Annotated in this window: 18 protein-coding genes, 2 tRNA genes and 2 pseudogenes; 4 read left to right on the top strand and 18 right to left on the bottom strand. The window is 60.9% G+C overall.

Translation table 11 applies throughout. The features are described 5' to 3' along the window. Positions 1-135 precede the first annotated feature (135 nt). From AB7008_RS31245 to AB7008_RS31205, 9 genes and pseudogenes are all read right to left on the bottom strand, one after another. The gene (locus tag AB7008_RS31245; RefSeq protein WP_441260038.1) at positions 136-1695 is read right to left on the bottom strand and encodes a hypothetical protein; all 1560 of its coding nucleotides are present in this window, start codon (positions 1693-1695) and stop codon (positions 136-138) included. A 428-nt stretch (positions 1696-2123) separates the two neighbouring features. Next, a pseudogene (locus tag AB7008_RS31240) lies at positions 2124-2452 on the bottom strand (NYN domain-containing protein); the annotation flags it as partial. Between the two features lie 65 nt (positions 2453-2517). Further along, positions 2518-2760, bottom strand: coding sequence for a DUF6894 family protein (locus AB7008_RS31235; protein ID WP_014494439.1), 243 nt, complete (start codon positions 2758-2760; stop codon positions 2518-2520). Between the two features lie 862 nt (positions 2761-3622). Further along, positions 3623-4054, bottom strand: a pseudogene (locus AB7008_RS31230) (YciE/YciF ferroxidase family protein); the annotation flags it as partial. A 301-nt stretch (positions 4055-4355) separates the two neighbouring features. After that, a complete protein-coding gene (locus tag AB7008_RS31225) occupies positions 4356-4994 on the bottom strand; it encodes a cysteine hydrolase family protein (protein ID WP_014494441.1) in 639 nt (212 codons plus the stop codon). 780 nt (positions 4995-5774) lie between these two features. Beyond that, complete coding sequence (locus AB7008_RS31220; RefSeq protein WP_014494443.1) at positions 5775-6617, bottom strand: hypothetical protein; 843 nt, start codon at positions 6615-6617, stop codon at positions 5775-5777. Then, the gene (locus AB7008_RS31215) at positions 6614-7375 is read right to left on the bottom strand and encodes a HipA family kinase (protein ID WP_014494444.1); all 762 of its coding nucleotides are present in this window, start codon (positions 7373-7375) and stop codon (positions 6614-6616) included. The genes AB7008_RS31220 and AB7008_RS31215 overlap by 4 nt, the downstream gene beginning before the upstream one ends. A 156-nt stretch (positions 7376-7531) precedes the next feature. After that, positions 7532-7756 (bottom strand): hypothetical protein, encoded by a 225-nt coding sequence (locus AB7008_RS31210; RefSeq protein ID WP_014494445.1) that lies wholly within the window; start codon positions 7754-7756, stop codon positions 7532-7534. 597 nt (positions 7757-8353) lie between these two features. Continuing rightward, entirely contained in the window at positions 8354-9358 is a 1005-nt protein-coding gene (locus AB7008_RS31205; protein ID WP_028169917.1) for a hypothetical protein, read from the bottom strand. Positions 9359-9978: 620 nt separating this feature from the next. Here AB7008_RS31205 and AB7008_RS31200 point away from each other — a divergent pair. Then, positions 9979-10362 carry a hypothetical protein gene (locus tag AB7008_RS31200; protein ID WP_441260037.1) on the top strand — a complete coding sequence of 128 codons (384 nt, stop codon included), beginning with the start codon at positions 9979-9981 and terminating at the stop codon, positions 10360-10362. Positions 10363-11850: 1488 nt separating this feature from the next. On the opposite strand, the gene AB7008_RS31195 is transcribed toward AB7008_RS31200, so the two are convergent. Then, a tRNA-Thr gene (locus tag AB7008_RS31195) sits at positions 11851-11925 on the bottom strand. A 168-nt stretch (positions 11926-12093) separates the two neighbouring features. Further along, complete coding sequence (locus AB7008_RS31190) at positions 12094-12582, bottom strand: hypothetical protein (RefSeq protein ID WP_441260036.1); 489 nt, start codon at positions 12580-12582, stop codon at positions 12094-12096. A 326-nt stretch (positions 12583-12908) separates the two neighbouring features. Here AB7008_RS31190 and AB7008_RS31185 point away from each other — a divergent pair, with 326 nt between their 5' ends. Beyond that, positions 12909-13394 (top strand): hypothetical protein, encoded by a 486-nt coding sequence (locus AB7008_RS31185; RefSeq protein WP_041958442.1) that lies wholly within the window; start codon positions 12909-12911, stop codon positions 13392-13394. Between the two features lie 56 nt (positions 13395-13450). Then, entirely contained in the window at positions 13451-13957 is a 507-nt protein-coding gene (locus AB7008_RS31180) for a hypothetical protein (RefSeq protein ID WP_441260035.1), read from the top strand. Between the two features lie 124 nt (positions 13958-14081). Here AB7008_RS31180 and rlmB read toward each other — a convergent pair whose 3' ends face one another. Continuing rightward, positions 14082-14912, bottom strand: coding sequence for a 23S rRNA (guanosine(2251)-2'-O)-methyltransferase RlmB (gene rlmB, locus AB7008_RS31175; protein WP_248878506.1), 831 nt, complete (start codon positions 14910-14912; stop codon positions 14082-14084). Between the two features lie 206 nt (positions 14913-15118). Here rlmB and AB7008_RS31170 point away from each other — a divergent pair. Beyond that, positions 15119-15204: transfer RNA gene (locus AB7008_RS31170), tRNA-Tyr, on the top strand. A gap of 109 nt (positions 15205-15313) precedes the next feature. Here the strand turns inward: AB7008_RS31170 and AB7008_RS31165 are convergent. The 6 genes from AB7008_RS31165 to AB7008_RS31140 form a co-directional block, all read right to left on the bottom strand. Beyond that, positions 15314-16357, bottom strand: coding sequence for an LLM class flavin-dependent oxidoreductase (locus AB7008_RS31165; RefSeq protein ID WP_304490303.1), 1044 nt, complete (start codon positions 16355-16357; stop codon positions 15314-15316). A gap of 156 nt (positions 16358-16513) precedes the next feature. Further along, positions 16514-17521 carry a dimethylarginine dimethylaminohydrolase family protein gene (locus AB7008_RS31160; protein ID WP_304490302.1) on the bottom strand — a complete coding sequence of 336 codons (1008 nt, stop codon included), beginning with the start codon at positions 17519-17521 and terminating at the stop codon, positions 16514-16516. A 42-nt stretch (positions 17522-17563) separates the two neighbouring features. Next, the gene (locus AB7008_RS31155; protein WP_304490301.1) at positions 17564-18364 is read right to left on the bottom strand and encodes an ABC transporter permease; all 801 of its coding nucleotides are present in this window, start codon (positions 18362-18364) and stop codon (positions 17564-17566) included. Then, positions 18361-19239, bottom strand: coding sequence for an ABC transporter permease (locus tag AB7008_RS31150; protein ID WP_304490300.1), 879 nt, complete (start codon positions 19237-19239; stop codon positions 18361-18363). Before AB7008_RS31150 ends, AB7008_RS31155 begins: the two co-directional genes overlap by 4 nt. An 80-nt stretch (positions 19240-19319) precedes the next feature. Next, positions 19320-20384 carry an ABC transporter substrate-binding protein gene (locus tag AB7008_RS31145; protein ID WP_304490299.1) on the bottom strand — a complete coding sequence of 355 codons (1065 nt, stop codon included), beginning with the start codon at positions 20382-20384 and terminating at the stop codon, positions 19320-19322. Positions 20385-20429: 45 nt separating this feature from the next. Further along, positions 20430-21554 carry an ABC transporter ATP-binding protein gene (locus AB7008_RS31140; protein WP_441260034.1) on the bottom strand — a complete coding sequence of 375 codons (1125 nt, stop codon included), beginning with the start codon at positions 21552-21554 and terminating at the stop codon, positions 20430-20432. Positions 21555-21685 lie beyond the last annotated feature (131 nt).

Genomic DNA, 21685 nt, shown 5'->3' with positions numbered 1-21685 from the left:
GGATATGATCCAGCGGGCTATCTTCATGATGCGTTCGCTTATGAGCAGGAGCAGTCGCGGTTGAGGACCGAATTCATTGGAGCGATTGCCTTGGATTTGAGGATCGGTGACTAGATCGCCGACGAAGGAACGCTCTCAAACAAACAAAAAGTCATTCGCCGTCATCAAGTGCGTGAAGTTTGCAAGCGTAACTTGATCAGCTCCCGCCATGATAATCGTGCTAGTTCCGCTTTGAGTGATGACAAGGTCATCGAACGACTGCACGCCCGCAACATCAATGAAAGCTATCTTGTCATCCTGGCATTGGCTGAAATCCCGGATGAGATTGTTGGCACCAACGGTCATTAGACCATTGTCCTTGAATACAAACGTATCGGCACCTCCATGAGCATTGCCGCTCAGTTCACCATCTCCCCACATCTCATTGCTGACTGTGCCACCTTGCCCAGCCGTCCCCGCGTATAGGACATCGCTGCCGGCCTTGGCGCGACCTGAAATTTGCGCCGCATCGCCCCATAAGAAGTTGTCGACCCGGCCGCTGTCAACGGCGTGGCCCCCGAAGATAAGATCATCGCCTCCTTGGGTCGCCCCGCCCATGACCTGTGCGTCGCCATAGAGCTGGTTCACAACGTCCGTCAACGACCTGTCGCCGCCACTAAGACTGTCATTACCTCCGCTGGCAGCGTCGAGCATCGTAACAGCATCGCCGACGGCGAAGTTCTTGCTCCCCTGCAGCGCTGCAACGTCGTCGCCGCCTTGCGCATGGCCGGACATTGTGGCGCCGGCGTCCCCGTAAAAAGACACTGTGGAGCCGCCCTCGTTTACGAAAGTATCGTTGCCGCCCTTGGCAAAACTGGAAATGTCGCCGCCGGCATCGCCATAGAAGGTCTTTGACGTTACCGTCCCACCGGATCCCGTGAAACTGTCGTCACCTCCCTCAGCATGGCCGGAAATGTTGCCTCCGGCATCACCGTAGAACACCTGCGTTGCGAACAAGGCCCCGTTGAAGGTGTCGTTGCCACCTTTGCTGTGGCCGGTCATGTCACCGCCGGCATCTCCGTAGAATGAGTTGCCTGAGTCCGTTCTGGCTGTGAATGTGTCATCGCCGCCTTGGGCGTGACCGGTCATGTTGCTCCCGGCGTCACCAAAAAAGGTGTTTGTAGCCTGTCTGGAGCCTTGGAAGCTGTCATTGCCACCCTTGCTGTGGCCAGACATGTCGCCGCCCGCATCGCCGTAAAAGGTGTGGGTGCCGCCCTGTACCGTCTGAGTTATGAAGGTGTCGTCGCCGCCCCGAGCGTGACCCGACATGGCGCCGCCGGCATCGCCGAAGAACGTATTGATTTGCTGTCTGCCAGTTCCACTCAAGAAGGTGTCGTTGCCCCCCTTACTGTGGCCCGACATGTCCACGCCAGCGTCCCCGTAGGCAGTGACACCTCCCGTTGGGAGTCCGTTGAATGTGTCATCGCCGCCCTGCGCAAAATCGAAAATGCTGCCAACCACGTCGCCATAAAATGTGTAATTGGAAAGTCCGACTTCATCGAAGGTGTCGTTCCCTCCCTTCGAAAAGTCAAACATGCTACCACCAGCATCACCGAATAGGGTCGGTGCGTCAGGGTTGCCTATCAGGTTGTCGTCGGTGCCAATTTGACGATTGACTAGGTCACCCGGAGTAAGCGGAACAGGCTGCCTGCGCATCGGAAGTCCTCCTCGACTGCATCCAACACAATCTTAGGGTGTTTCGTCAGGCAGCGATCAAACTATAAGTGGGTACACCCCGAGACCGAAGTCCCCGACTCGCTACAACGGAATGAGGCGGTACGGGCGGGTAGGTCCGCTTGGGTCACTCGCTGACGTCCCGGGTGTGGAACAATAGACCGCTTGAGTCCGCTAAGGGGGGCTCAAAGTCGGCTTACACCATAACCAGAGGGTTTCCGACCTAGGGCAATGGCAGGAGAAATGATCTCAATCAAGTCTAAGTTGGTGAGTAACTACCGGCTAAGCCGCCCACGCCAAGGGCTGCATTGCTCGTCTAGATCTGAAACAAGCGCCATCGTAGTGCCTGTCTTTGGCGCGATGCAGCAAGACGTGGGCCAAGGCGCCCCACGAGCCTGTACGAAAAGGTTTCACTCTTGAGGGTCATTCCCCTTCGGCTCTTGTAGGAACTTCGGCATATGATGGCGTCCCTCGCCACGCTCGCTGCGGTCACGCGGGGCCGGGCGTTCGGACGGGTCGCGGCCGAGCTTGGATTGCAGCTCGACGAGGTCGGTGAAGACGTCGGCCTGGCGGCGCATCACCGTCGGCGATCATCAGCGGCTGGCTCGCGATGGTGGAAATCACGGTGACTCGGACGCCGTCGGCGCTGGACGGCCTGGACCAGGGAGCGGAAGTCGCCGTCGCCCGAGAATAGCTCATTGTTCGATTGCTCGGCGAACTCGAGGTCGTCCACGGCGAGCACGGAAGCGCATAACAAAACGCGGAGCCGGAAGGACTGGCATAAAAAAAATCGCAGCTCGCCGCCTAAGATACCTGCCGCATAGAATAGCCAAGCCCGACTTGTATCGGAATCTCGAAAATCTCTGCACCGTTTTCGTCCCGGACCCTGATGTAGTTGCCAGGCTGCGCGAAGGGTGGCTTTTCAGCGCCAGTGCGATGAGCGATGAACTTGGCGTGCTCCTTCGCCTCGCGGCGGGACGCGCATTGATGTCCCACCCTGTCGCAGGCCGTGAACGAGCCGACTAGATCGAAGTAAAACCGCTTCATAAAACCTAAAACGACCGTTCCTGCGCCGCGTTCCTATGGGCCTCTTAATCTCACGCCGGGCCGACCGATTTACCTGCCGAAACGCTCGACATTGCCGGCCACGATTTTTCTGTAGTGATATCTCGTCGGCGGTGCCGGTGCCCGCCGCGATCTGTCGCGGCCGCATGTCGATGACCTGGAGGGCATCAGCCATAAGAGCCAGCATCGAATACAAGCAAGCATGCGAACTCCAGTCCAGGCTGATAAATGTTGCGGAACAAGGCGGTGCGCGCAGATTAAGCCTCCGTGGCAGCCCGGGTTCCTAGCCACGTGCGTCAGCGACATCGTCTCCCGGGACGCGCGTCAGCGATAGGAACGAAATGTACCGTAAGCCGCTTGGTCGCTAAAGGAACCGCAGCATGAAAGTCGTCTGTCTCGCCTTCGCTATTGCAATCGTCCTTCCCTGTGCCGCTTTCGCTTAAGGCAGAAGAGGTGGGGGAAAGCGCGGCCTTGCGAAGGTTGTTAAGTCCAATGAACGCCGCGCCGCACACGTTCGCTCCGGCGTAAATTAGCCAATATCAAGGGACACCTCTATGCATCGATCGATCGCAATCGCTTTCGCAATGACCTTCTCTTGCGTCGCCGCTTCCGCATCGGCGGAGCAATGCGAGGACAAGCTCCAGCAGGATAAATCTCAGCAGAACTCAGCCGACGAGGCCCAAGTGAGGGGCGACCTCAAGGCCGGTTCGCAATGCGCTACTCCAGGCGATAAGGAAGAGTCAGCAAAGAAGAACGAGGACAGAGCCGCAAAGCTCAAAAGCGAAGGGAAGGTGGAAGACCACACCACCACCGGCCAGCCACGTACCAAGGAATAAGGCCAACGGCGTGCAAGCATCTTGGCCCATGCGATGAGGGTGCCGTACCTCGTGATTTCGTAGTGCTCGACGGCCTGGGCCGCCGCGATCAGTGCCGCGTCCAGCACCTGCTTTTCGTCAATATCGCCCGCGACTTCGCTCGCTTCCTTGAGGATTCCGTCAATCGCAGGGCAATCGACGCCCTTAGCCTCGACGCCGTGCATCTCGAACACTTTCTCAAGCCGGGTGATCTGGCCCTTGGTTTCGGAGAGATGCGTCTGGAACCCGTTCTTGAGGCCGAGATCGCTCGCTTTCTCGATCATGTCCGGAAGGTTCTTCGCGATCTGCTGCTCGGCGTAATAGATATCCTGCAGCGTATGCACGAAGAGGTCGTTCAGCGTCTTTAAGTCCTTGGTAAAAAAAGCCCATGGCGTCCTCCTGTGTTTCTGCTCTGCAAACAGCCGGTAATGGAGAGCGTTCCCAATCTTACAGCGTGCGAAAGCTCACGTTCCAGCCGCTCGCGCAGGATGCGCCAGAACTCGGGTGCGAGTTTTGCCACCATGACTTCGATGACCGCGATATTGTCCCGCTCGGCCTCGTGGCCGCTGCGCCATAGGACCCTGGCCGGGCGCCCGGACAAAGCTGGTCGCGCCGCCGAATTTTCCGGTCAGTTCTTCCAGGAATTCCTCGAACCAGCTTTGCGAAACCGGCTCTCCGTCACCGCGCTCCTTCGGCAGGAGAATCTGCACGAGAAGGATTTACTCATGACACAAGCCTTGCCCTGGAGCTGCCCGGCCAGCTGCCGAGAAGCGTTTCGGTCGTTACGCATTCCACCTGCTGCCCGAAGCGGTTCATGTAGATGTTCATCATGGAATCATGCGTTTCGTCAGCCGAACTGCAAAGTGCGTCAGTGACAAGAATGACGCGGTATCCCCAGTCGACGGCGCCGAGCACCGTCGCCAGCACGCAGACATCCGTCTCGCCGCCGGTAATGATGATCGTATCGACATGAGCCGCGCGCAGCTGCTCGTGAAGATCGCTTCCTGTCCAGGGCGAGTAAACGTGTTTGTCGAAGATGCGTGCGGGCGGTACGAACCGCGCGAGATCCCGAACCAGTCCGATCATTTCGGGACCAAGCTCGTCGATGGTCATCGATCCCCAGCGCTCATAATAGCGTCGCCACATGCCGGCACCCTGGCCCGGCTTCTGCGCCGGGATGAACCGGGTGAAGACGGTTCGCTCGGGGTGGGCCGCCGCGACCGAAACGACATTCGGCAAAACCCGCGGCAGCCACGGCATCTTCCATGCCGTGCTTTCCGCGAACATCCTCTGCATGTCGACGCAAATATGAACCGCGTTCTCTCCGGGTGCCCCAAAGCGGAGCTCATCGTTCTTTGGCATTGGCGCCGTCCTCGAAAGTGAGCTTCAACGGAGCGGCGCGACCTTGGTTCCTGTCCTGAAAAGGGGTTGCGGCGAGCAACCCGGCTAGCCACGCGGCAATGAGCGGGGAAAGATGGTCAAAGGTGCGGTGACGCACCGCGTCCAGCTGCCGCCGGCTCTCAACCTCGGCTGATGTCGCGCTGTCGATTTACTCCAGTCCCGCTTCCCGCTAGCCTATCCGCATTGCAAATGCGAATTTCATTGTGGGGTAGCGTTATGTCGAGTGCGATTGAGTTGATTGTCGATGGCTATGCCCGACTGAAGGATCGCCAGTCGCTCGAGGATCTACGGATGCACCGCCGGCGCTTGGCGGTCGACCTAAAGGCCAGGGAGGGCTTCGACTGCCGGTCATCGACCGCCCAACTCGAGCAAGATATCGCTGCAATCGAGGGGGGCTGCAGACGCTGTCAGGACCCGTGTGGGGGTAGGGGAACCTGAAGGGACCACGGCGTGATGGCAGGCGGTTGCCTATCCCTGTTGCCCCGGCGGGCACTCCGAGTTGGACGGCAAGCGAAACGGCGCCACACGGAGCTGAGGACGGGGTTCGGCATCTCGGGAGTCGCCCTCACGTCGCCGAGGCGGTGCTGAACCACCTGCCCCCCTTGGCTGGTGCGCACCTATGACACGAACATCTACTTCAAGGAAAAGCGCGAAGCGCTGAATTTATGGGCGGGCGCATCTGATGGGGCTGGTCGAGGGTGCCCCGAGCACCGTGGTGCCGATCAGAGCTCGACTATGGCGCTATGCAGCCAGCGCCAGAACCTGATCCGCTGCTTCTGGTACGCTGTGTGCCGGGATCAGCTCGAGATCGTCTTTGGCTGCTTCGTGTTTCAACTCGGCGATCGCTCGCATTGTCGCTTGCAATGCCTTCTCAGGATACGTGATGTCGTCTTCGCGAGGAGCGCCCAAGATCACTGCACCCCGGCTCACGAAGCCTTCACGCTTCACCATCACTAGCTCGTAGAGCTTGCCCCGCACAGTGCCAACCGATGCTGAGAGTCCATTCGGCCGCAAAGTGGCAAAATTGGCACCTCGGCTTTCGTAAAGGAAACCGATCCGCGGCGGCATGCCGTTTGAGATGAGCTGCACATCGCAATTGAAGCTGTTCGCGAGTTCCGGACGGCGTTCGATGACGCTTTGCCGCACTTGCGCCTGCCACTGCTTGGTTCCTTCTTGCGCGGTAGTTTCGTCCTCTTGCGCATCGAGCTCGTCGAGACTCGCCATCGAGCACGATCGATAGACGGCTTGGCGCAATACGCCATATCGTTCGGCGCGCGAGGACGCCTCTTTCCAAGAGCCGAGCGAGAAACCAGTCAGCGGAATGGTGGGATTTGCGTTGCCTATTTGCGACCGCAGCGCATCGAGCACGAAATCGATCATCTGGGACAAGTGCGCCCGCCTCGACCCATACAGGGCCTTAAGTACGTCCTCGCGCACCGTGCGCTTCACTTCCCCGCCCGCCGCATCAGAGACGACAATGGCCACGGTAATGCGCTCACCCGAGCCGGTGATGGGTTCGAAAAACACTGGCGCCCAGCTGGCCCGGTATGAAGGCGCTGTTTGGACATCGAGTTTGATGCTCATAGCTGCATCCTAAGCTGCGTGTTGGGGAACCTTATTCCGATGTGGTTAACTATGTTCACCAAACGATCGCACACAAAAGCGGCGAATGCCTGGGGTAGGTCAGGTCCGGCGACGCCGACGAGCTCCGCGGCGCAATCACGGGCCTGGACGTCGTCGAACAAATCCGCAAACCTCAGTGCATCGCGCTTCAGCCGCTGCTGTGCCACTTGGTCGCTGTTAGCCACAAAGGCCAGCCAGCATTCGATCATGACGTTGCGATCGGCGTAGTGCGGGTCGAGGTTGAGCGCCTTACCGTGATCAATCAAGGCAAACGTGTTCTCGTCCTGCCAGAGGATATTTTGAAGGTTTCGATCCCGGTTGTTGATCCACTCGTCAAAAGCCGCGACCTTTGGGAGTGCCGGCCAATTTCTGAGCAATTCGCCGAGCATCGATTGCGACTGAGGGCTCCCGGCGTCGAAGTTCAAGAATTGCGAGCAATTCGGGTGCGGAAGATCGACAGATCCAAACATCCAAGCGCCTGTTGCCTGATCCTTCAGGAGCAGGGGTTCGGGCGCCGGTAGGCCGACCGCGCGGCACAAAAGAGAGCAGTATATCTCGCCGAGGATTTCTTCGTCGGGCAACTTCTTGGCGACGACCGCAACGTCCGTCCCCTGAACGTCCGCAAAACCGCGCACCGCGCCCTTCAGTCCGGTGCCGACGGGCACAGCGCCGAGAAGTAGAACGCCGAATCGAATGGACATGGGCTGCGAGTGGGTCATGGGGCCTACCCGGATGGTGGGGGCACCTCTGTGGCTGAGTCAACGACGCAGTAGGCTGGTCCGGCCCGGCGAGATTTGCTCGGCGCCCTAAGGGGCCCCCGGAAGGGGATGGCTCTCAGCAAATCAGCATGGGCAGAGAGGTGGACCGTCCGGAGGTTAGCCTTTGATCCGATTCTCTCGGACGTCTTTCAGAATTGCTTCGTACGTCGCAATCACCTGCTTATTGCGATCAATTGCCTCCTGGGTGACGTCTACCCAGGCGCCGCTTCCCTCGCGCTCACCTAGCGTCATCCTTCCCGACTCAAGGGGCTCGAGATCTTTCCTCAGTTGCTCAAGCTGCTTCTCGATGCCCCTTGCGTATTCGTGCCAGTCCGGTGCCACGCTCGTCCTCCCAGTCCTACAATGAGCTTGACGCAACTTTAGCGCGAACGCAAGCGGTCACAGGGCATTGGCACATTGGGAGTTAGCGGGCATGGTAGCTCCCTCATGGAATACCCCAGCGCGTGCCGGCTTACCTCGTTCGCACAATCGAGACCCGCGACCTGGTCGGGTTATTCGTCGCCGATGACGAAGACGACCTAGCGTTCGTGATGACGAATGCACGAATGCGCCTGAGTGCGAATACGTTGAGCTCCCCAACGGCGGGGTGGTATGGGACAGCCCTGCCAAGTCGGTACCCCTCGACGCTGGCGATCCGCAGGACGAGGAATCCGAGCCAGAGGAATTCCCATGGGCTGGCGCCTCGCTCACCGAGCGCTGGTGGTACATCGCCTACGGGATGGAAGACGTCGAGTGGACGCCTTTTGACGACGATCCCCCCGGCCGTCCCGGACGGAGCCGCGCCCGGCAGGCTGGCGTCGGGTCATCCAGTTTCGGAAGCTCCGCGGTAACGAATGACCTGGGATTTTCCTAGGGGTATGCTTTGCAGGAATGTCTCTTCAAGCTTAGCTTTAGCCGTGACCCGACAGGCACGAAGACTTATTGATCCGCGACCTTGGACCAAGTCCCGCTGCTGTCTTTCATGTCACGATGAGAGATACCGGTGTCCCAGTCGACGCAGATTCGGACATCCTTGAACTCATTCAAGGTGCATGCTTCACGCACGATGACCTTGCCGTTCATGTCCTCGACCGTTTTCAAGAAGGCGACTTTGCCTTGATTATCGACGTAGCTCAAACCGATGTTGCACACCTTTAGTTCAGGCTGGCAGGAGCGATGAAGGAGCGGCTTTCCGTTATTCTGACTCGCCGATCGGTCCATCGCCTTGTTTACCATTTCCGCCCAAGTAGGGGCAGTATCAGGCTTGGAGGTCCGCGAAGCGGTGACGCCACTGCCTGATGGGGACAACGACAAAGGTGCATTTGGCGGAGTTTGCTGCAGATTGGCGACGGGCGGAGTGACCTGAGATGGACGGCCCATCATGGTGACGCCCATTGATTGAAGCTCCTGAGGGCTCAGCCAGACCATATCCTGCGAAGACGTAACGACCATCCGACCAATGATGGCGGCTGGGACGCCGAGCTCCTTTCCGATTTTCGCCATGGATACTGTTGCAGCACCTGACGCGGCAGTTTCTTCGCCATTTTCTCCTGAAGCTCCGTGGACGCCGACTTGTGCGCCGTAGCCGGCGTTCTTGGTCGAACCGGCAGCGAACATCAGAAAACACGCAGAGGCGCAAACCGCTGTTTTGCCAACGTTGGTAGACGTTTTGCCAAACCTGATAGCGTCGGCGATCTTTACACCTTCGAGCAAGTTGCCGCCTGGAGAATCCAGCCTCACGTTCGCGACAAACTTCCCGGAATCGTTGGCTTGGCGAACTGACTGCAAAAACTTGTCGGCGTCGCCTGGAACAATTTCTCCAGTGATCCAGATCGTCGCTTGCCCAGATTTACCCACGCCGACTTTGACTTCGGCAGAGTGGCCGTGAGTAGATAACGTAAGAAGTACAAGCGAAATTAAGACACTTGAGCGCGATTTGCCCATCACTCCCCCCAATCGACGAGCATTGTCTCGCAACCTCGACGCGTACGCAAGGCCGAAGGGGATTGGCTGCCACGAAGCCCAACAAGGCTTGTCGGCTCATTGCGGAGGGCGCGTGCCCCGCTTAGTTGGTTCGCGACGAAGCAACATTTATCGAGCGATCCGCCCGCCGGTCGCACTCAATATCGAGGCGTCCGATGACCGCTCTGACCCGTGGACGTATTGTAGTTGCCGCTGGTCCCGAAGTTATCACGCTGCGTGCCGTTGGGATTTGTAGCGACGTAAGGCGCCACGTAAGTTCCGTTGCTGCGGGTGTAGCCAGACGATGTGTGCGTGCTCGGGTTAGAGCCGGTACCAGTTAAATATTGCGCGTCGGCCGCGGTAGCGGTCAGCAAGAACGCCGCCGTCAAAATAAGCTGTTTCATCCCTGGTCCCCCAAATAGTGTTATTAGTTTGGGGATGCAACCACGAAGTCATTCGACAGTCGAGTTCGACTATTGGATGAGCCACAGCAGATGGTGCTTGCGAGCTTATGCAGGCAAATGTCTGAGGGAGGTCGCGCAGGGATAGCCGTGTATGAATTGCGCCACTGTCTACTAGCGCTGCAAAACTGGGGCAGGGGAATGAAGACTCTCAATTGTATGCTGGCTGCGCTGACGATTGCGATCACCTTCGGCGCCGGGCTCCTGAATGCGCGTGCTGATAGCCTGCGCTGGGTATGTAGATACGAGGCGATGGCATCGCCATCTGGAATAAAGCAAGAGAGCTTTAGGCTCGAGTTTGTCTTGGACACACTAACCAAGAAAGCTGCACTGATCGGCAACGCCGGCGTTTCTGACCTAGACGTTTTCAACGGTAACCAGGCCATCACATTTCAAGAAAAACTGGCCACAGGCGCAATTCAGACCACGACGATCAGTCATACAGACGGTCGATCGGTACATAGCCGCCACTCGATCATGAACGGCACATTTGTCCCCTCGCAGTACTACGGCGGCTGCAAGTAGCTTCCAAAATCAGGTGGCAACGTCTGCTGGCTCGCTCGCGCTGATCGGCGGCAGCGCCGGCTTACGCGGGCGCTTCTTGAGATCTTTGTGGTTGAAGTGCCCGCGGGCGGGACCAGGACCAGCCAGCGCTTACATATCTTTCGCAGGGTAAACTCGGAAATGCCAAGATCGCCGGCCGCACGGATCATTGTCTTACTCCAAACTAGATCTCGGATCTCGGCGCGTGTCGTTTCTCTCCGCAGATGGCGACGCCCGATGGAAATCTTTCTGCTTTTGCGCGGCCGCTTGATCCCGTGCTTTCGCTCGAATGCCTTGGTGGCCCTGTCTTCCATTCTTGATCGGTAGCGCGTCAGGCGCTCGGGGTACGCTGCGCATAGACCGCGCGCCCACCGTTTGGGCAGAGCGGGCCTCGGATGACGAGGTCGTGCTACTTGGCGCCCGTCAGTAACAAGCCCGCGCCGCTGCAGTAGAGTGGGCGTTCTACTTGCTCTATTTGCCCCACGGCGCTAACCCTATATCGGCAGGGAACGTCACATGTCAGACAAGGCCCGCGAGTTAATCGATTTCTGGGTGGAGAACAGCACGCTGTGGGGCAGCACCAGACTGCGGGCGCGTCGCAGGATGTAGCAGAACTCACGCGGCGTCTCATCGAGGCTGCCAAGGGGCAGGGCATTTCCGAAGCCGAGTTTTAGGCGGCAATTGGCGACATCGCCCCCTATATCGAAGAGCTTCTGAGGGGGGGTGAATAAAGCCGAAGGCGAACGGCGCAAGCCTACTTAGGCTTGGTCAACCTTTACACATCACCAGGATCAAGTTCGATTTCTTGGAACATCCGCTGTTGCTCAGCCGTCAACGCTTCCGCCGTCCAGCCTTCAGGCACGGCCGCGAGTACCAAGGTCAGCGCCTAGCTCGGCTTAGCCAGCGCAATCCAGATCTCAGTTTTCGTATCGTCCGAGGCTACCTCAACGACAGTAAAACTGTTGCCGAACGACTCAGCCATCCGCCCCCAATTCCACAGCTCGCGACTGGTTTCTACTTTCGCAGATGTGAAACCGCAGCACGGCCGATTGGCCTGTTGAGTGAGAGTAGTCCCGTTGAACTATAATCGGGCTTTCGATGATCTTATAGGAAGGGCCACTCGGAATGCCGCCGTGCCCCACCAGAACGAGCGTGTAGAACTCGCTCCAAACGTGGCAGGCTGTTTACCTTCTGCCAATCATCCGTCGGGGATCTGTCCAGCGATGAAGTCTGCAGCGCGCTTCGCGGGATCGGTCGCGACATGCGAATAGCGCGCGGTGGTGGCAGCCTGAGTGTGACTCAGCAGGCGGCCAATGATGCGCAGGCCGAGACTGCAATCCGCTGCCGAAGCCCGCTCCGAAGGGTGCAGGCGTTTAACTTTTTCCGTGGCTTCCCGGTGGCTTTTTCGGGCAAAACTTCCGACGTGTCAAACTGGTGACTGCTATATCATATTGAACCATATGAATTATTTGGTGCCGGCTGAGGGGATTGAACCCCCGACCTTCGGTTTACAAAACCGCTGCTCTACCGCTGAGCTAAGCCGGCCACGCTTGGAAGCGGGCAGGGCCGGCATGTGCCGGGGCTGTCTGCCCGTGCGCGCCGCAATATCAGACTTGGATGGAAAGTGCCAGAACCAGACGGGTGGGTTTCGCCAGCATGAAACAGGCGGCCCATTGGGCCGCCTGAAACCATTCAACCCGATGGAAGAAGGCCTTACTGGCAAATGTGCTGGAGGCCGTCCGCTCCCTTGTACCAGGTCCCGGGCCGGCAAATGATGCCGTTGCGGGCCGCGTAGGTATCCCAATTGCCGTACCAGCCCATTTCGCCGCGGCCGCCGGCATACCCACCGGAAGTGTCATAGGCGTAGGAATTGTCCCAGCTGCCGAACGGCGCTGAGGCAACGGCGGCCGCGGTGCCGACGGCGGCACCTGCCACCGCGCCGGCAGTCGCTGCGGGCCAGAAACCGTTATCCTGCCTGGTCACGTTGTTGTAGCGGTCCGGGTCGCGATAGGCTGTCCGCCTATATTGTCGCTGCTGACGGCTGGTGGCGTAAGGGCTGCCAGCGCCCGCGTTGAGGCAATTGGCGCTGGGGAACATGGATTCGCAGGCGGCCGGGTTGCTGATGGTGGCCTGACCCATTGCGGGGCTCGCGAGTGCGGATACCGCGATCACGGCGGCGCCGATTAACTTGAGGCTCGTCATGGTATTTGCTCCATGTGGTTGAGAGCATCGTTAAGTGCGACGCTAAGTGCGATCGTCGACAAGTCGTTCCGCGATTTCATTCGAGCGGCGTCACTTCGAAGTGATCGCGCAGGGGATGTGCGGTTTGTGCCACGCAATCCAGGCTGGCCCGCGCGAAGCCGTGCATCGCGGCTTCCGCACAGCGTTAACGCTTCGCTAGCTCGCTTCGTGGCATTCGCGGACCATGCGATCCTTACGCGTTAGGCTTACCGGAAGTTGGTGAGCGGGCCTTAACTCTCTCTGCGTCGCGATCGGATAGGTTGTCGCCGGATAACCGGGGTCCCTTCATGCGCGCTCTCGCGCTCGCCGCCTTTCTCATCGGATTGCCCGCGACGGCGTTTGCCGGCGGCGGCTTCGATATCGTCGTGCCCGGCCGCCCAGGCGTGCCCATCATCATCAACAACATCGACGCGTCCTACAGCGTGGTCGAGGGTGTCTGGGGTCTCGGCAAGAACGTCCAGGTACAGCCGACCATTTATGGCGGGCGCTACATCGCCGAGCGGCAGCCCGAGGACGTCGGCCATTATTATCCGACCATGGGCCTGCGGCCCGGCTACGGCCGGCTCGAGGTCGAGCCGCCCGCCAACCGCAAATTGCCGAGGCCTGCCGAGAGCTATCACCAGAGTTGGGGTGTGCAATCGGCGCCGCTGCCGCCGCAGATGGACGTGCCCGTCAATCCGCCGCCGGTGATCTTTGCGCCTGAGATCAACGACCGTCCGCGGCGTCCTCGGCCGCGGCCGCATGCACAGGCGCCCGGAAGGCCGCCAACTTAAGACACGTCAAGAATTCAAGAAAAAATCCAAGATACGAAAATCAACAGGAGAGAGTAATGCGTCAGATGATTTCGGGACTGGTTGCGGCGGCTGCCGTGATGTTCGTCGCCACCGCGCCCGCCGCGGCTTGCGGCTTCAGCACGTGCGCACCGGTTGTGCCGGTTTACTCCGGCTGCAACACCGGCTGCGGCGGCTACGGCTACGGCTACGGTGCCTATGAGCGTCTCGCCGAGCCAACCACGCAGTATTATTACGTCAACCAGGGTCCGACCTACACCGGCCCGGGCGCCTTCGCGCCGTATCCGACCTATCGTGAGGACGCGGTCGTTGCGCCCGCTAATTACGGCTACGGCTATGGCTATCGCGCTGCCGCCCTCGAAGCGCCGGCGGCCTATCCCTATCGCCGCCCGTACTACCGTCCGTATCGTTACGGCTATGGCCCGCGCTACGGCTATCTGCCGCGTACGCACTACGGCTACGGTCAGCGCTACCTCTACGCCCACCGCCGCGCGCCGGCGCCGTACTATTACGGCGGCCATCGCGTGCTGCGCCGCTATTACTGATCCCTGATCGGTTGAGCCAAAGAAACGCCCGTCCGCGTGATGCGGACGGGCGTTTTGTTTTTTGGATTCTCAGTTTGACGCGTTTTCTCGACGCGACCCGGTATCCACTTCGTTCGAAAACGCTCTACCGCTTCATCAGCCCAAGACGGCTCGCGCCGACATAGAGCGAGAGCACGGCGGCGTTGGAGACGTTGAGGCTCTTGATCTCGCCGGGCATGTCGAGCCGCGCCACGACGCTGCATGTCTCGCGGGTCAATTGCCGCAGGCCCTTGCCTTCGGCACCAAGCACCAGCGCGAGCGGCTCGCGCAGCGTGACGTTCGAGAGGTCCTCGCTGCCTTCGCTGTCCAGCCCAACGGTCTGGAAGCCGCGCTCGTTCAGCGCGGTCAGCGCTCGGGCGAGGTTCTGCACGGTCACCATTGGCACCAGTTCGAGAGCGCCGGAGGCGGCCTTGGCCAGCACGCCGGTTGCCTCGGGGCTGTGGCGCGCCGTGGTGACGATCGCCTTCACCGCGAAAGCCGCTGCGGAGCGCAGGATGGCACCGACATTGTGCGGATCGGTGATCTGGTCGAGCACCAGCACCATGCCTTCCTGCGCCAGGGTCTCGATGTCGGGCGAGGGCAGGGCGTCGGCCTCGGCCAGCAGGCCCTGGTGCACGGCATCGGGCGACAGCAGGCGGTCGATCTCCTGGGGCCGGACGATCTCGGGCGTGACGCGGGTCGCGATGTTTTCGTCCGAAAGCCGCTTTGCGGCGTTCTCGGTCAGCGTCAGCTTGCGGATCCGCCGCTGAGGGTTGGCGAGCGCCATGGTCACGGTGTGCCAGCCATAGAGGATGACCGGTCCGTCGGACTGCGAATCGCGGTCGCGCCAGGCCGGCCGGCCGGCTGATTTTCCGGGCCTGTTGAAGGGCTTAGCCCCGCCGCGGGGGCCCCTTGGGGTGAATTTTCGATCCTTCATGGGCTCGCTTGTGTCACGGGTCCCGGAATATGGCAATTTGGGTGGCTTCAGGGGCGATTTTAGCTGTTCGCCTCGGTTGACTTTGCCCCACCGCATCGCCCATAAACGCGCCCGGTCGCGCCCCCATCCGGGCTGTCGCGGCCTTCACGTTCCATGGCCGTTTTCGGTCGCCGGCAAGGTCCGGCCCGATTGTGCTGCCGTCGAGCGGGGGAGTGTCCCGAGTGGCAAAGGGAGCTGACTGTAAATCAGCCGCCTCATGGCTTCGCAGGTTCGAGTCCTGCCTCCCCCACCAGCCTTCGCTCGCTTCGCGAGCTACGGCTGGGCAAGCCAGACCAAATCACCGTCACGCGAAGCTAGCGAAGGCTGTCACGCCGTAGCCCGAAGGGCGTAGGCGGACTGGCTCAGAGCGCAATTCCCCCCATCATCTCCCTGACCATCGGCACCACTTTCCGCCCGTAAAGCTCGATGCTCTTCATCAGCTTCTCGTGCGGCAACGGCCCCGCCGAATATTTCAGCTGGAAGCGCGAGATGCCAAGCGCCTTTGCGGTCTTCGCGATCTTGCGCGCGACGGTTTCCGGCGAGCCGACATAGAGCGAGCCGTGCTCGGCCTCATTGACGAACTCGTCGCGGCCCATCGGCGGCCAGCCGCGCTCCTTGCCGATCCGGTCGCGCATCGCCTTGTAGTCGGGCCACAGCTCTTCGCGCGCCTGTTGGTCCGTCTCGGCGACGTAGCCAGGCGAGTGTACGCCGATCGGCTGTGCCGGGCGGCCGAACTCCTTGAAGGCGCGGTGATAGAGATCGACGTAAGGCGCAAAGCGCGCGGGATCGCCGCCGATGATCGCGAGCATCAGGGGCAGGTCGTAATGCGCGGCGCGCACCACCGATTGCGGGCTGCCGCCGACGCCGATCCATGTCTTCAGTGTTCCGTTCTCGACCGGCGGAAAGACCAGCTGCTCCTTCAGCGGCGGACGCAGCTTGCCTTCCCAGGTCACCGGCTGCTGCGACAAGAGTGCCGTGAACAGGTCGAGCTTCTCCTCGAACAGCGCCTCGTAAGCGCGCAGGTCGAAGCCGAACAGCGGAAAGGATTCGGTGAAGGAGCCGCGGCCGAGGATGACCTCGGCGCGGCCGTTGGAGAGCGCATCGAGCGTGGCAAAGCGCTGGAACACGCGAATGGGGTCGTCCGAGCTCAGCACCGTCACGGCCGAGCCGAGATGGATGCGCCTGGTGCGCGACGCGATCGCGGCGAGCACGGTCTCGGGCGAGGAGATCGCGAAATCGGCACGGTGGTGCTCGCCGAGGCCGATGAAGTCGAGGCCGAGCTCGTCGGCCAGCACGGCTTCGTCGACGACGTTGCGGATCACCTGCGCATGCGCGAGCGCCTTGCCTGTGCCGTCCTTGGTGACGTCGCCAAAGGTATCCAGTCCGAATTCGAGCGGTGGGGTCATCGATCAGGTCTCTGAGGGGAGGATCGACGACATCTAGTGGATGGCCGCCGGGTCACAAGGCGGGTTTCGGAAATGCTCGGTTTCCGTTTGGTAGACCCTTGCTCTCTGCGCGGTCACGAGGCGGCAGATGTCGTTGCCGCCTCGTGCTCATGACAGTCAGAGCGGATCGCGGATCAGCGGCGAGGTCGAGCAGTGGATGCCGCCGCCGCCGAGCGCGACCTTGTCGTAAGCCACAACGCGCGTGGTGATGCCGGCCTTGGCGAATTTCTCCATGGTCCGCGGCGAAATGCCTTCGGGCACGATGACATGGCCCGGGCGTACGGCGAGACAATTGATCACCCAGTTCTGGTCATCGGGACAGACCTCGATCTGGCGAATCCCGAGTTCCTTCAATCTTCCAAGGAACCAGAACGGCAGCAACGTCGGGTTCACGAAGGCGGTATCGTGGTCGATCATCACGAACATGCCGTCGATGTGCAGCCGATAGCCGGTCAGCTGGACGCGCAGCAGCTCCACGCCCTGCGTGCGCAACACTTCCTCGAGCTGGCGCGCGCCTTCCTCGTCGACGCGGCTCGACAGCCCCACGACCGCGACCTTGGGCGTGATGAAGGCGAAGCTGCCACCCTCCATGAGTCCCGTGCCGGAGATCGTCCTGAGGATCGGCATCCCGAGCTTGGCCAGGGTGCGGCTGACCGGCAGCTCTTCCCCGCGCCTGATCGGGGGGCCGAGACGGGTGACGATGGCGCCGCCGTCGACGGCAATCACGCTGTCGCGCGTGTAGACGGTCTTCATCTTGCCCGGCGCGCATTGATCGACATAGACGACCTCCGCACCTTCCTCGCGTAACGCCTGAGCGAGCGCGTCATGCTGGCTCTGCTGTGCGGCCAGATCCGGGATCACGTCACCGCGCCAGTACCAGCCTTGCGCGGGGTCGCCGAAGGCGCCGATCTCGGGCAGGCGCTTGTTCGCGTCAACGATATTCAACTCGGCGCCGGGGCGATGCATGAGCACCATCCGGATCTGGCCGACGTCGTTGTTGCAACCCCAGCGGCGCCCCCAAACGCCGACCTGCTCCGATTCCGTCTCGAAGGCCGGTTCGGCGCGCGACGGAAACGCTTTGATCAGCATGTTGTAGCGAAATTCTGGCTCGGAAATGATCGACATGAGGGTCTCCTGCGGGAAGTGGTTGGTGTGGCGCATGGGGGCTCAACGCGAGCGGTACGCCCGGACTGCGATATCGATGAAGAGAAGACTGATCGTGATCAGGATGAGCACGGCGGCGACTGCGGCCATGGTGGGATCGAGTTGTTCGTTGATGCCGTCCCACATCCGCCGCGGAAGCGTGAAAACCCCGCGGCCGGCAATGAACAGCACGATCACCAGCTCATCCCAACTGTGGATGAAGGCAAAGATCACGCCGGAGATGATGCCCGGCAGAATGTTCGGGATGATGACCATGCGCAGCGTCTGGCCGATGCTGGCGCCGAGATTGAGGGCCGCCTGTTCGAGCCTGGGGTCGAAGCCGGCGAGCGCCGTCGAGACGGTGATGATCACATAGGGCATACCGGTCACCGCATGGGCGATGATCACGCCGGCGTAGGTATCGATCAGCCTGAGGTCCACCCAGACCTGATAGATGCCGAGCGCGTAGACGATGGTCGGCACCATGATCGGCATCAGCATGACGAGGCGGACGATATTGCTGGCACGGTTGCCGAGACGCCAGCATCCGATAGCGCAGAGCGTTCCGGCGACCGTCGCGATGACCGTCGAGCAGATCGCGATAACGAGGCTGTGCAGGATGCTCGTCAGCCAGGCCTGGCTGGTCAGCAGGTTGCGATAATATTGCAGCGAGACGCCGTCGCGAGGCAGCGACAGATAGGGGCGATCGGTCAGCGACACCGCGAAGACGATGGTGATGGGCAGGACGAGAAAGCAGATAATCGCCCATGCGATCGAGCGCGTCATGGGCGAGCAGCCTTCGAATGCGGTGCTGCTGGTGCTCATATGGACCCGAACAGCTTGCGCAGATCGACGACGCGGGCGAGCGCGACAAGCAGCCCGCCGATGATGATGAGCAGGGTGCCGGCCAGCATGCTGCCGACGCCCCAGCGGACGATCTCGAGAATCTGGACCTTGATATATTCGGCGATCATCAGAGTCTTGCCGCCGCCGAGAATGGCCGGGGTCACGAAGAAGCCGAGGGAGAAGATGAACACGAGGATACTGGCGCCGACGACTCCGGGCATCGACAATGGCAGGAACACCTGGCGGAACGCGACCGCGCGGCTGGCACCGAGGCCCCGGGCTGCGGCAACGCATCGTTGATCGATGTCGCGCATGTTGGCGTAAATGGGGAGGATGCCGAAGGGCAGCATGTAGTGGACCATGCCGATCAGCACACCGGTCTCGTTCCAGATCAGGCTGAGCGGAGCGTCAACCAGTCCGCTTGAGATCAGGATGTTGTTGATGAGACCCTCGCGCCGCAGCAGCACAAACCAGGCGAAGGCGCGCACCAGGACAGAGATCCACAGCGGCACGAGAACGCCGAGGAACATCCAGCGGCGGACCCGCTCGCTCGTATGGACCAGCGCGTAGGATACGATGTAGGCGAGCACGAGCGTGATCAGCGTACTGATGACGCTGATGCGCGCCGTCGTCGCCAGCATGCGCTGGATCGACGCGCTGGTCGCAAGCATGGCGTAGTTGTCGAGGCCCGGCTCCGGCTCGGTGACGCTCAACCAGAGCACCTTCGAGATCGGGTAGATATAACAAACGATCATCAGCGCCAGGGCCGGCAGGATCAGCAACCAGTAGCGCGCGGTTACGCCGAAGCCTGGACGGGACGGCGAGGGCGTCAGCTGATCTGCAGGAGAGCTCATCGATATCGGACCCGGGCGCTCGACCTTGGCGAGGTTTGGCAGCGCGGCGCCGAGGAGCGCCACGCCGCCGGTAACGGATGTCAGGAGGAGATGAAATCCAGATAGGCCTGGAAGGTCTTGGAATGGTTTTCGATGTACCAGGCCGCGTTGATCCTGGCCTGAACTGCTGCGTTTGCTGGATCGGCCGGATTGGTCGCGCGCAGGGCTTCCGGCACCATGGACTGGGCCGCCGGATTGGAGGGACCGTTGCCCATCGCAGTCAAAAGTTTCACCTGCCCCTCCGGCTGCTGCATGGAGGCGATGGCGCGGAAGGCCTCGGCGCCGGCCGGATTGTTCTTCGGCACGACCCACAAGCCGGGCTGCAGAAGACCGTCCTTGAAGGTGTAGGCGATGCGGTTATTGGTCTCGGCTTTGAGGACGTTGGCGCGGGTGTGCCACAACAGGCCCATGACGCATTCGCCGTCCCGCATCAGGCTCTGGCTTTCGGCGCCGCTGTTCCAGTAGAGCACATCCTTCTTGATGGTTCCGAGCTTGGCGAAGGCGCGCTTGACGTCGAGCGGATAGAGCTGGTCGAGCGGGACACCGTCGGCGATCAGGCACAGCTCGAGCATGGCCTGGGAATCCTTGCGGACCATGCGGCGGCCTGGATATTTCTTCAGGTCGAAGAAGTCTGCGAGGGTCGGCGTCTCCTTGACCTTGGCCGTGTCCCAGGCGAGCACGGAGGAGAACATGTAGTTCACGACGCCGTTCTCGTAGGCGAATTCCGTGGCGACCTTGCTCTTGTCGACGATGCTGTAGTCGATCTTCTCCAAGGCGTTGCGCGGCCCGAGCTCGGCCAGCGTCGTGACGCCGCAATCGCAGATGTCCCAGGTGACGTTGCGCGACTGGACCATCGTCAGGATCTTGCCGTTGAGGGGGCCGCTGCCGTCCAGCACCATGCGGCCGCCCTGCGCGGCGAAGGGCTGCACATAGGCTTCGTCGAAAGCCTTCATGGCGGCGCCGCCGTAATTGACCACGACGACCTCCTTGCGCGCCTCTGCGCGGGCAGCGCCGGCGGCGAGCATTGCGGGAGCGGCGAGAAGGCTGGCGCCTCCCTTCAGGAGGGCGCGCCGGGTCGGAGTGAAAATTGAATTGCGTTCGTTCATGACGGAAGCCCCATTCGTTCGTTTCGACTGTTGCGGCACTGCAGTTCAGGCATCGGTGACCAGCGTCCCGGCGCTGTGGTCCCAACCGATCGTTACGGCGTCGCCGGCGACGGGCGGCTCGCCATGTCGCCAGGTCGGCATCATCACGACGACGTCGCCGAATTCCGGCGTGGCGACCACGAGCCGGAATTGCGAGCCCAGATAGCTCCACTCGGAGACGAAGCCTTTGAGCGTATTGTCGGGTTGACCGGTTTTGCCGGCGAGGGTGATCTTCTCCGGCCTCAGGGCGATCACGACGGGCTGGCCGATCGCCGGGCGATTGCAGTCGTCGCTCGCCTGGATGATCCGCACGCCCTGATGGGTCAGCACGAAGCCGCCGGCCACGTGACTGTCCACGCTGCCCTTGAGGAAATTGCTCTTGCCGAGAAAGTTGGCAACGAAGCTTGTCGCGGGCCGCTCGTACAGCTCGGTCGGCGATCCCTGCTGGACCATCTTGCCGTCTCGCATCACCACGATCCGGTCGGACATCGACAGGGCTTCGTCCTGGTCATGGGTGACGTAGATGAAGGTCAGGCCGATCCGCTTGTGCAATCGCTTCAGCTCGTCCTGCAACTCTGCGCGCAACTTCTTGTCGAGCGCGCTCAGCGGCTCGTCCAGCAGAAGCAGGTGAGGCGTGAAGACCATCGCGCGGGCAAGCGCGACGCGTTGCTGCTGGCCGCCGGAGAGCTGGCGCGGATAGCGGCCGGCTTGCGAGGTCAGCTGCACCAGATCGATGGCGGCATCGACCTTGCTCTTGATCTCGGCGGCAGGCCGTTTGCGCACCTTCAGCGGGAACGCGACGTTGTCGTACACGGTCATGTGCGGAAACAGGGCGTAGCCCTGGAACACCATACCGAAATTCCGCTGCTCGGGAGGGAGTCGCAGGATGCTCTGTCCGCCCAGGAGGATGTCGCCGCGATCGGGCTGGACAAAGCCGGCGATGGACATCAGCAGCGTGGTCTTGCCTGAGCCCGAGGGCCCCAGCAGCGTCAGAAATTCTCCGCGCTTGACCGTGAGGGACACATCGTTCAGCGCCGCGAAGTCTCCGTAGAACTTGACGAGCCTCTCGATCTTCAAATCGTGATCAACTCCTGCGGAAGCTGACACACTTATGAAATTGTTGGTGATCATTCTCGTCTTCTGGCTACGGCGGCAGAACGTGCGGAGATCCGTGTATCCCTGCAGATTGGCCGAGAGCCAAAATCGCAACAATCATCTAATTTGCATCTGTATGGTGTGTTTTTTGAACGATTGACCCGCCG

It is taken from the genome of Bradyrhizobium sp. 521_C7_N1_3 (assembly GCF_052075975.1).
Lineage (GTDB): Bacteria > Pseudomonadota > Alphaproteobacteria > Rhizobiales > Xanthobacteraceae > Bradyrhizobium > Bradyrhizobium japonicum.
Note: the sequence above shows the minus strand (reverse complement) of the source record. Positions and strands in the feature narration are given on the sequence as shown.